The 9,624-nt window shown below is 68.1% G+C and carries 6 protein-coding genes; 4 read left to right on the top strand and 2 right to left on the bottom strand.

The window, feature by feature from the left end; genetic code table 11:
• Positions 1 to 77: 77 nt before the first annotated feature.
• Positions 78 to 2,660 (top strand): CRISPR-associated helicase Cas3', encoded by a 2,583-nt coding sequence (cas3, locus tag BSZ14_RS04830; RefSeq protein ID WP_158069171.1) that lies wholly within the window; start codon positions 78 to 80, stop codon positions 2,658 to 2,660.
• A 204-nt stretch (positions 2,661 to 2,864) separates the two neighbouring features.
• Here the strand turns inward: cas3 and BSZ14_RS04825 are convergent, their stop codons facing one another.
• The gene (locus tag BSZ14_RS04825) at positions 2,865 to 3,125 is read right to left on the bottom strand and encodes a hypothetical protein (protein ID WP_076710030.1); all 261 of its coding nucleotides are present in this window, start codon (positions 3,123 to 3,125) and stop codon (positions 2,865 to 2,867) included.
• 1 nt (position 3,126) lies between these two features.
• Here BSZ14_RS04825 and BSZ14_RS04820 point away from each other — a divergent pair, with 1 nt between their 5' ends.
• Both BSZ14_RS04820 and BSZ14_RS04815 read left to right on the top strand, forming a co-directional pair.
• Positions 3,127 to 3,357, top strand: a complete 231-nt coding sequence (locus tag BSZ14_RS04820) for a hypothetical protein (RefSeq protein WP_076710029.1) — start codon at positions 3,127 to 3,129, stop codon at positions 3,355 to 3,357.
• A gap of 314 nt (positions 3,358 to 3,671) precedes the next feature.
• Positions 3,672 to 5,876: a hypothetical protein gene (locus tag BSZ14_RS04815; RefSeq protein ID WP_076710028.1), complete on the top strand. Its 2,205-nt coding sequence runs from the start codon at positions 3,672 to 3,674 to the stop codon at positions 5,874 to 5,876.
• Here the strand turns inward: BSZ14_RS04815 and BSZ14_RS04810 are convergent.
• Positions 5,873 to 6,736, bottom strand: coding sequence for an alpha/beta hydrolase (locus BSZ14_RS04810; RefSeq protein WP_076710027.1), 864 nt, complete (start codon positions 6,734 to 6,736; stop codon positions 5,873 to 5,875). The genes BSZ14_RS04815 and BSZ14_RS04810 overlap by 4 nt on opposite strands.
• Positions 6,737 to 7,000: 264 nt before the next feature.
• Between BSZ14_RS04810 and BSZ14_RS04805 the strand changes: the two genes are divergently transcribed.
• A complete protein-coding gene (locus BSZ14_RS04805) occupies positions 7,001 to 9,520 on the top strand; it encodes a putative bifunctional diguanylate cyclase/phosphodiesterase (protein WP_083748101.1) in 2,520 nt (839 codons plus the stop codon).
• Positions 9,521 to 9,624 lie beyond the last annotated feature (104 nt).

Raw genomic sequence — 9,624 nt, 5'->3', positions numbered from 1 at the left:
GTCAGGATGCGGGGCGGGGCACACATCGCCAATGACAGCAGGCCCCGAAACGGATGCACTATTCACGGGGGCAAGGATTGCGTCGGATCTTCCGGTCGCTAGTCTTCCGCGCGGGCGTGCGGCGCGTCGGGGAGAAGGCGATGAACGGTGCGGAGACTAGGGCGAAACTGGTCCGTCATGACGACGGCACGCTGGCCGCCATATTGCCGCTGCTCGATCACTGCCTCGACGTTGGCGCAGCTTTGGATGCAATTCTGCCCGTCTGGCGGCCAAGTCTGGAAGAAGCGGCGGGGCGACCGTTGACGGCGCAGGACGTCGCCCGGCTGATCGTGCTGGCGGCGCTGCACGATATGGGCAAGGCCAATCGCGGTTTTCAGGCGCGGATCGATCCCGCGGTCAGGCAGGTGGTCGGTCATACCGGCCCGGTCGCCGCCGTGTTGCGCCATTCGACATTGCGGCAGGGTCCGGCCGCCAGGGCGCTGATGGAGATCATTCTGGGCTGGGGCGCGGAGCAGCATCTCGCCGCCGTCATGGCGCATCACGGCAGGCCGCTCGCCGAATTCCGCCGGGATGCGAGCAAGAATACCGATTGCTGGACTCGGCATGTCGGCCACTGGCAACCGCAGGGGAAGGATGACCCCGCCATGGCGGTCGTCCGCCTGATCGACGCCCTGCGCGCCCGCTGGCCGCTCGCCTGGGAAGCGGGTGCGAAACTGCCCGATGCACCGTGTTTCGTGGCGTTGTTCGCCGGGCTGGTGACGCTGGCCGACTGGTTGGGTTCGGATACGAAGCGCTTCCCCGTCGCGGGGCCGCATGGTGCAGACCGCGATGCATGGCGCGACGTACAGGCGCCAGAGGCGGCGGCGGCACGCGGCTTTACGCCGCTCGACACGCCGTCCGCCGGGTTCGAGGCGCTGTTCGGCAACACGCCCTATGCTTTCCAGACGGAGGCGGCCGCCGCCGATCTGGGGCCGGTCGCGCTGATCGAGGCGGAGACCGGATCGGGCAAGACCGAGGCGGCGCTATGGCGCTGGGTCGAGATGCGGCGGCGCGGCGAGGTCGATGGCCTGTTCTTCGCGCTGCCGACACGCTCGGCGGCGGTGCAGCTTCATGCGCGGGTCAACATGGCGATCAAGACCCTCTGGGGCGAGGGGGCACCGCCCGCCGTGCTGGCGGTGCCCGGTTATCTGCAGGCAGGCGATGCGCAGGGACAGGCGCTGCCCGGCTATGAGGTCCGCTGGGACGGCGGTGAGCCGGGCGGCGAGGAGGACGCACGCTGGGCGGCGGAGCGGGCCAATCGCTTCCTCGCGGCGCGGGTGGCGGTCGGAACGATCGATCAGGCACTGCTCGCCGCGTTGCCGGTCAAGCACGCGCTGTTCCGCGCATCGGCCCTGGCGCGCAGCCTGCTGGTCGTGGACGAGGTTCATGCTTCGGACGCCTATATGACCGGGCTGCTCGAACGGTTGCTGGACCAGCATGTCGCGGTCGGCGGCCGTGCGCTGCTGCTGTCGGCGACGCTGGGCGCGGCGGCGCGGGCGCGATTGCTGAAGACGCCGGTCGCCTCGCTCGCCGAGGCGGAGGCTCTGCCCTATCCCGCGCTGTCGGGCATCGGATCATCGCCACGCTCGGCGATGGCGTCGGGCGCGGTGCAGAAGCATGTCCGTATCGAGACGGCGGGGCTGATCGCCGATCCCGATGCGATCGCCCGGTGCGCGGTGGCGGCGGCGCAGGGCGGGGCGGCGGTGCTGGTGGTGCGCAACAGCGTGGCCGGGGCGGTCGCCGTGGCGCAGGCGGTGGCCGCGCTCGCCCCCGATCTCGCCTTTCGGGTGGAGGGCGTGGCGACACTGCATCATGGCCGCTTCGCCGCGACCGACCGGCGATTGCTCGACAGGGCGGTCGAGGATGCGTTCGGCAAGCGGCGCAGCGCCGGCGGCCGGATATTGGTCGGCACCCAGACGCTGGAACAGTCGCTGGATATCGATGCGGATTTCCTCATCACCGATCTGGCGCCGATGGACGTGCTGCTCCAGCGGATCGGGCGGCTGCATCGCCATGCCCGTGACGACAGGGGGGCGTTCGGGCAGACGCGCGTGCTGGTCCTGCGACCCGAGGAGCGCGACCTGACCCCGTGGCTGGATGCGAGGCGGCGCGAGCGGCACGGGTTGGGCAATGTCTATCCGAACCTGCTGCATCTGGAGGCGACGCTGCGTCTGCTGGAAGAACGTCCCGACATCGCCATTCCTCGCGACAACCGCCTGCTGGTCGAACGCGCGCTGCACCCGCACGCGCTGGCGGTGATTCAGCAAGAGGGCGGGGCGGCGTGGATCAACCACGGCAACACGCTGGCGGGCGGTGTCGTCGCGGACGGCAATCGCGCCAGCGCCGTGGCGCTGGACCTGTCGCGGCGTTTTGACGAGTTGGTCTTTCCCGATGACATGACGGACGTCACCACCCGGCTGGGCGCGCGTGACCTGCTGCTCGATCTGGACGCGCCCTTGTCCGGGCCGTTCGGAACCGAGATTACGCGGATCGCCCTGCCCGGCTGGATGATCGGGAAGGCATCCCCCGGCGCGCCGGTCGAGCGGCTGGATGACCACCGCTTCCGCTTTGCCGGGCGGGACTATCTCTACGACCAATGGGGCCTGCGCCCGGAAGCCTAGACGGCAGGCGCATTCGAAAGGTCGTCGCGCCAATCGGCGGCACCGTCGATATCGTCATGCGCAAGCCGCCGGACCGGAAGCCCGGCACGCTGACCGCGACCGCCGGTTACGACTATAAGTACCGCTCGAACCGGGGCAATTTCCGCGGCTCGGCGCGGTATAGCTGGCATAATGACGGCGACACCTTCGCGGTGCCGGGCTCGGTCAATTGCGACCAAGGAGAATCTCGCTCGCGCCGGTGTCGCCGTGTACGGTTACCTGACCGGCAGCCGGTTCACCACGACCGATGGCGCCGGGCAGACTGTCCCGCAGAACCGCAATGCGACGATCGACGATCTGAAGACCGCCCGCCCGCTCACGTTCCTGGCGCATGGATATTTCCAGCAGATGCGCCAGCGGCTGGGCTTCACCGGCACGATGCAGTCCCGAGCCGAGCGACAATTTCACGCTGACCGCCAACGCCATCGTGATCCGCGGCAATTACGACAATTTCAGCGATTCCGAATGTAGCTATGACGTGCGCGGATCGCAGCGGACCGCCGCGACGATCGGCAACGGCCTGATCACCTGGGCGACCTTTGCCGCGACCAATTTCGGCCCGTCGGCGGAATGGTATTTCGCCCCCGCCAGCTATCTGTCGTGCAACGCCTGCAATATCGTGCCCTATTCGAGTCCGGTCCGTCCCAGGCGCGGCTGAGCCACCATTACCACTCGGAATATTTCGATGACTTCGGGCGTCTCCAGTCGTCGAACTTCACCGATTCCCATCGGCAGCTCGACTTCTCGGCCTCACACAACATGAACGACCATTTCCGCGTGACGGCCCATGCATCGAACCTGCCGGACGAGACCTATGACCAGTATGGCAGCATGCCATCGGCCCGGGCAGCGATGCCGGGGCCTTTTGTCTTTGCGGTCCCGGTCCGTCGCGCCATAAGACCAAAGTGAAACCACGGAGCCGAGCGTGACCCGCAAACCGTCCTTTCCGATCCCCATGCCCCGGATCGCGGCATGATCGCCGTCATGGCCGCACTGGCGGCATCCTGTGCGACGGCCGGGGCAGGGGGGGAGGTCGCGGCGGACCTGTTGAACCGCCGGATTTCCGAGCGGGTCGCATGGTGCGGCGACGTCCGGGTGCTGATCGCGCCGCGAGGGGCGGTGGCGGCCGCGCTTCCCATTGCGCTGCGGAGCCGGTGGCGGGCGCCCGCGAAGCTCGGCCGCAAGGCCTTTGCGATCCGGCGGACAGGGCCGGTGACGGTCGTGACCGCCGAAGACACGAGGGGGCTGGTCTATGGCGCCGGCTGGGTGCTGCGCCATCTCGACATTGCGGGTGGGACCGCGCGGCTGACGGTGAGGGGGCCGATTGACGAGCGGCCTGCTCATGCCACGCGGCTGACCCAGATCGGCTATCGCCCCAAGAACAACAGCTATGATGCCTGGACACTGCCGATGTTTCAGCGGCGGATCGAGGATTTTGCGCTCTGGGGGGCCAGCGGTGTGCAGATCATCGCGCCGGTGTCCGACGATGATGCGACCGGGCCGCTCTTCCCCGCCCCGCCGCGCGAGACGCTGGCGGGAATTTCCGCGATCACCCACCGGCTGGGACTGGACGTCGCGCTCTATTATCCTGAGCTGGGCGATTACGAAAAGCCCGGCGCAGTGGCCGCGGAGGTCGCGGCATTCCGGCGGACATTGGCCGATCTGCCTTATGTCGACGCACTCTATGTGCCCGGCGGCGATCCGGGGCATACGCCGCCCGCGCGGCTGTTTCCGCTTGTGGCGCAACAGGCGGCATTGCTGCGGGCTCGCCATCCCAGGGCGCCCGTCTATATCTCGTCGCAAGGGTTCGACGCGGCGGGATTCACGGCATTCTACCATGAACTGGACAAACAACCCGACTGGCTGACCGGCGTCTTCGTCGGTCCGCAGACCCGCGATCCGCTGTCGGTCGAGCGGGCACGGATACCGGCACGCTATCCGCTGATCCTCTATCCCGACATCGCGCACACCATGCATGCGCAGTTTCCGGTGCCGCGCTGGTGGCCCGAATTCGCGCTGACCGAGGGGCGAGAGCCGATCAATCCGCGTCCCGACGCCTATGCCCATATCTTTGCCCGCTTCGCACCCCTGACCGCCGGTTTCATTACCTATTCCGAGGGGGTGAACGACGACTTCAACCAGTTCCTCTGGTTCCGTCTGGGTTGGGATCCGAAGACCGACACCCGCGCCTTTGCCAAAGACTATGCGCGGGTCTTCATCGGCGATGACCGGGCGGCGGCGCTTCCGGCGGCGCTGGAGGCGAATTGGGTCGGCGACCCTGCCACCAACCCCGCGATCGACGCCACGCTGCGCCTCGCCGATCAGGTCCGGCCCGCCGCGTTCGCCGACTGGCGTATCGACGCGCTGCGCTATCGTGCGGTGTATGACGCGCTGGTCCGCCGTCGCACCATCGCGGCCCGTGCGCGACGAGCGGCGGCCCTGGCCGCGCCCGATCCCGAACGCGCGCGCGCCGTCCTGGCGACCGATGACGGGCCGGAGGTCGCCGCGTTGCGCGATCGGCTGGACGCGCTGGCCGAACGGCTGTGGCAGGCGGTGCGGCTGCAACTCAGCGTCAAGCGCTACGGCGCGTCGAATATCGAGCGGGGCGCCAATCTCGACCGCGCCGATGTCGACCTGACCGGCCGCGCCTGGATCGAGGCGCGGATGGGCAGAGGCTGGCCGATCCCCGACCGCAGCCGCCGGGCGGAGGGCGCGCTGTATGACGATCTGGGCCGCCCGGATGCCGAGCCGCATCTGGTGCGCGGGGCCGGTTTCGAAGCCGATCCGCAATTCTTCACCACCGCCATCGACGGCATCGCCGACCGGACCCCGGCGGACGGCTGGTGGCCGGGCGAGCTAGACTATGCCGAGACGCTCTATGACAGCCCGCTGCGGCTGCATTATCAAGGGCTCGACCCGCGTCGGGGCTACAGCCTGACGATCACCTATGCGGGCGAGGACTATACCTTGCCGATGCGGCTGGTCGCGAACGGCAGCATCCTATTGCAGGAGCATTTCATCCGCACCGCCAACCCCAGCCAGGTCACGGTCGCCATCCCGCGCGAGGCGACGGCCGGCGGCACGCTGGACCTGGCCTGGACCCGGCCGCCGGGCATGGGCGGCAGCGGGCGCGGCAAGCAGGTGGCGGAGACCTGGCTGATCCCCGACGGACGTTAGCGCGTCACCTGCCGGACGAAGGCGGCGACATCGGCCACCACCGGCGCGCGGCCGCGAAAGGGGCGGGCGACCGACAGGATCATGCCGATATGGCCGAGTTTGGGATAGGCGCGCAGCGTCACCGGCACGCCACCTGCCCGCAGCCCGGCGGCCAGCGCCTCGCTGTTGCGCGGCTGGACCGTCGTGTCCTCGCCGCCGACCAGCAGCAGCGCGGGGGGATCACCCGCCCCGGCCCAGCGAACCGGCTGGGTCTCCTCGGGGTGCGGCCAGCCGCCGAAGGCCGCCCGGCTGACATCCATGTCGAAGGGCGCGAAATCATAGGGACCGGCCAGCCCGACCAGCCCGCGCACCGCCTGTCGGTCACGGCCCAGCCAACGATCGTCGACCGCCAGCATCGCGGCGATATAGGCCCCCGCCGAATGCCCCATCAGCACCAGCCTGGCGGGATCGCCACCGAATTCGGCGATATGCCCCTTCGTCCAGCGCACCGCCGCGGCACCGTCCTCGACAAAGGCCGGATAACGGATGGCGGGGACCAGCCGGTAATCCGGGATCACCACGACAAAGCCCTGCGCCGCCAGCGCCCGCCCGACAAAGGCATAGCCGCTCCGTGTCCCGCTGTTCCAGCTGCCGCCATAGAAAAAGACGACCACCGGCCGTTCGCCCGCTCCGGCGGTGCGCGGGGCATAGATGTCGAGCCGCTGACGAGGATCGGAACCATAGGACAGCGCCTCGGCCACGCGCCTGCCGCCGCCATCCTTGGGCACCAGGGTGTCGAAGGTCGCCAGCGGCGAACAGGCCGTGATGAGCAGCGACAGCGAGGCGGGGAGCGTACGGGCGATCCGGTGTAACAACGTCATGCCCCTTCCATGCCCAAAGCCTGTGCCCGCCACCAGAGCGCGCACGGTCCGATATGACAAAAGCGATGCCCGGCTCCGCGATCCGGCCGATCCTGCGACTGTCCAGAAAAAAGTCATGTCACTTCAAGGGCCTGAAATACGGAGATTGACGAAAGCGTAAAAAGGCGGTCAGGGCGCAGGCGGGGAAAGCGGCGGGAGCGGGGGCGCTCTGTGGGATTGGCCGTCTTGTTTCCGTCACATTATTGCGGTTGGGGACGGGTCGGCATGAAGGCCGCGAAGCGGGTTTGGGACGTCAGGGCGTGGGGCCTTTTTGGGCTGCTGCTCCTGGCCGCGATGACGCCGGGTACGGTCTCCGCCAGGGCGGTCGATCTGTATCCGACCGTGTGCAGCGCCGCGCTGCCGGATAGCGCCACCGATGCCGGGATCGTCGAGGCATCCTATCGTTGCGGCGCACAGGCACCGACGCGGGGCGCGGACTGGCTGTGGTTGCGGCTGGATACGTCCCGATTGGGCAGCTTGCCCCCCGGCTGGGATTTGTTGATCGACCAGACGCGGTTCGACCGGATCGCCTTGATGGTCGTCACGCGCGACGATATCGTTCGGCGTTCGCGGTCCTATGCCGATTTGCGGGACCATTGGACACCCGGCGGGCTGCTGAAATTCGTGGTTCCGACGCCGGGCCGCGACGTTCGGGGGCTGTATATTGGTTTCCGGCGGATCGACGACCTGTCGCTGATGCGCAAGGTCGTGGCCCGACCGGGCAGTGTCATGAACGGCGCGGATGTCGGCTGGCTGGTGTTGAGCGGCCTTTTTGCGGGCACGCTGCTGTCGGCCTTTCTCTACAATCTGGTGATCCATGCCGGGCGGCGTCCGGCCTTTCAGCGCTGGTATCTGCTCTGGGTGGCGGTCGCGCTGGTCTATGGCGTGATCTGGACCAACACGGCGGCGCTGGTCGTGCCATGGCTGGTCGGGCCGATCGCGGTGCGCATCTCGTTCGTGCTGGTCGGCCTGATGGTGGCGGCGGGCAACATGTTCTTCTTCTCGGTCATCGAAGAAGGGGTGATGCCGCGTGGCCTGATCCGGGCGGGACGCTGGGTGGCGATCGGGGGAGCATCGCTGGGCGTGCTGGCGGCTGCCGATACATGGCTCCCGCCGGTCCTGACCGACCGACTGCTCAATTATACCATTGCCGCGACCTCGGTGCTGATCGCGACGTCCTGCGCGGTGGCCGCGCGGCGGGGCAGCCGCGTCATCTGGTTCTACATGATCGGGTGGAGCCCGGTGATCATCCTGTTCACCCTGCGACTGGCGCGCAACCTGGGCCTGGTGCGGCAGAATGACGCGGTGGACATGGCGACCTTCCTGGCGCTGGCGTTCGAGGCGCTGGTCCTCTCGCTCGCGATCGCCGACCGTTTCCGCCGCATCCGCCTCGAACTCGACGAGGCGCGGCAACGTCGCGAGATCGACATGGCCGAGACCAAGACGCTGCGGCTGGCCGCGCACACCGACTTCCTGACCGGCCTGGGCAACCGCGCCGCCTTTCAACAGCAGGCCAATACCCTGATAAAGGCGTCCATTCCGTTCAGCCTGTTCCTGATCGACGTCGATTATCTGAAGGACGTCAACGACCGGGAGGGCCATGCCAGCGGCGACATGCTGCTCTGTCATGTCGGCACCGCGCTGGGCGGGGTCGTCCGCTCAATGGTCGATGTGCAGGTGTCGCGGATCGGCGGCGACGAGTTCGCGATCCTGTGCCCCGGCTCGTTGCAGGACGAGGTCGCCCTGGCCGAACGCATCGCCGGCATCCAGGGGGAGCCATGGCATGGCCGCGATCGCAGCCGGACCATGTCGCTCAGCATCGGGTCGGCCCGCTATCCGGACGATGCGCAGGCGCTCGACCTACTGTATCACAATGCGGATCTGGCGCTCTACACCGCCAAGCGGCTGGGACGCGCGCGCTATGTCCGCTACGATCCGCTGCACAGCAGCCTGCGCGAGTTGCAGGTCGCCTTTGCCGGGGAGGCCGAGCAGGCGCTGGATCAGGGCGAGTTCATCCTCTACCTGCAACCCATCGTCTCGCTGGAGACCGAAACCGTGTGCGGGCACGAAGCGCTGCTCCGCTGGGACCATCCGGTCCATGGGCTGATGACCCCGGACCGTTTCGCCGATGTGCTGGTCGCCGAGCGGATCGGCCTGCGCATCCAAGACCATGTCCTCGAACTGGCATTGACCGCACTGCGTGATCGCGGCGAGGCGCTGGGCGTGGTGTGCGTCAACTTCACCGCGGCGCAGCTGGCCGGGCCGCGTTCGGCGCGCACCGTGCTCGAACGGCTGGCGCATCACGGTGTCGATCCGTCGCGGCTGTGTGTCGAGGTGACGGAGGGCGTGATGCTCGACCGCGGTGCCGACAGCATCCTGTCCAGCCTGCGCCTATTGCACGATGCGGGGGTGTGCATCGCCCTGGACGATTTCGGCACCGGCTATGCCTCGCTCGTCCATCTGCGCGACCTGCCGGTGGACCGGATCAAGATCGACCAGTCCTTCGTCGCCGGGCTCGACGAAACCGATGGCGGCACCTTCCCGATCGTCAGTGCGATCGTCGGCCTGGGGATCGGCCTGGGCAAGGTCGTGATCGCCGAAGGGATCGAAACCGAATGGCAGGCCGAGCGACTGCGCCAGCTCGGTTGTCGGCTGGGGCAGGGCTATCTCTACGGCCACCCCGTCGCGCTCGCGCCGATCACCGATGGGGAGCGGGGCGTTCCGGCTGCTGGCGTTAGGGCATGATGCCATCAGCTTGATCCACCCCTCCCCTGAACGGGAGGGGCCAGGCTCGGTTCGATCCCATGTCATCATGCTCTGGTTGTTTCCAGAGTCGGTTATTCGCCGCT

The organism is Sphingomonas sp. Sph1(2015) (assembly GCF_001970915.1).
In the GTDB taxonomy this organism is placed as follows: domain Bacteria; phylum Pseudomonadota; class Alphaproteobacteria; order Sphingomonadales; family Sphingomonadaceae; genus Sphingomonas; species Sphingomonas parapaucimobilis.
This window is presented reverse-complemented; position numbering and strand designations above follow the sequence as displayed.

Coding starts and splice junctions, on each gene's coding strand:
- BSZ14_RS04810 (WP_076710027.1), bottom strand. CDS start 6,736: ATGACGTTGTTACACCGGATCGCCCGTACGCTCCCCGCCTCGCTGTCG.
- BSZ14_RS04815 (WP_076710028.1), top strand. CDS start 3,672: ATGATCGCCGTCATGGCCGCACTGGCGGCATCCTGTGCGACGGCCGGG.
- BSZ14_RS04805 (WP_083748101.1), top strand. CDS start 7,001: ATGAAGGCCGCGAAGCGGGTTTGGGACGTCAGGGCGTGGGGCCTTTTT.
- BSZ14_RS04825 (WP_076710030.1), bottom strand. CDS start 3,125: ATGGCGTTGGCGGTCAGCGTGAAATTGTCGCTCGGCTCGGGACTGCAT.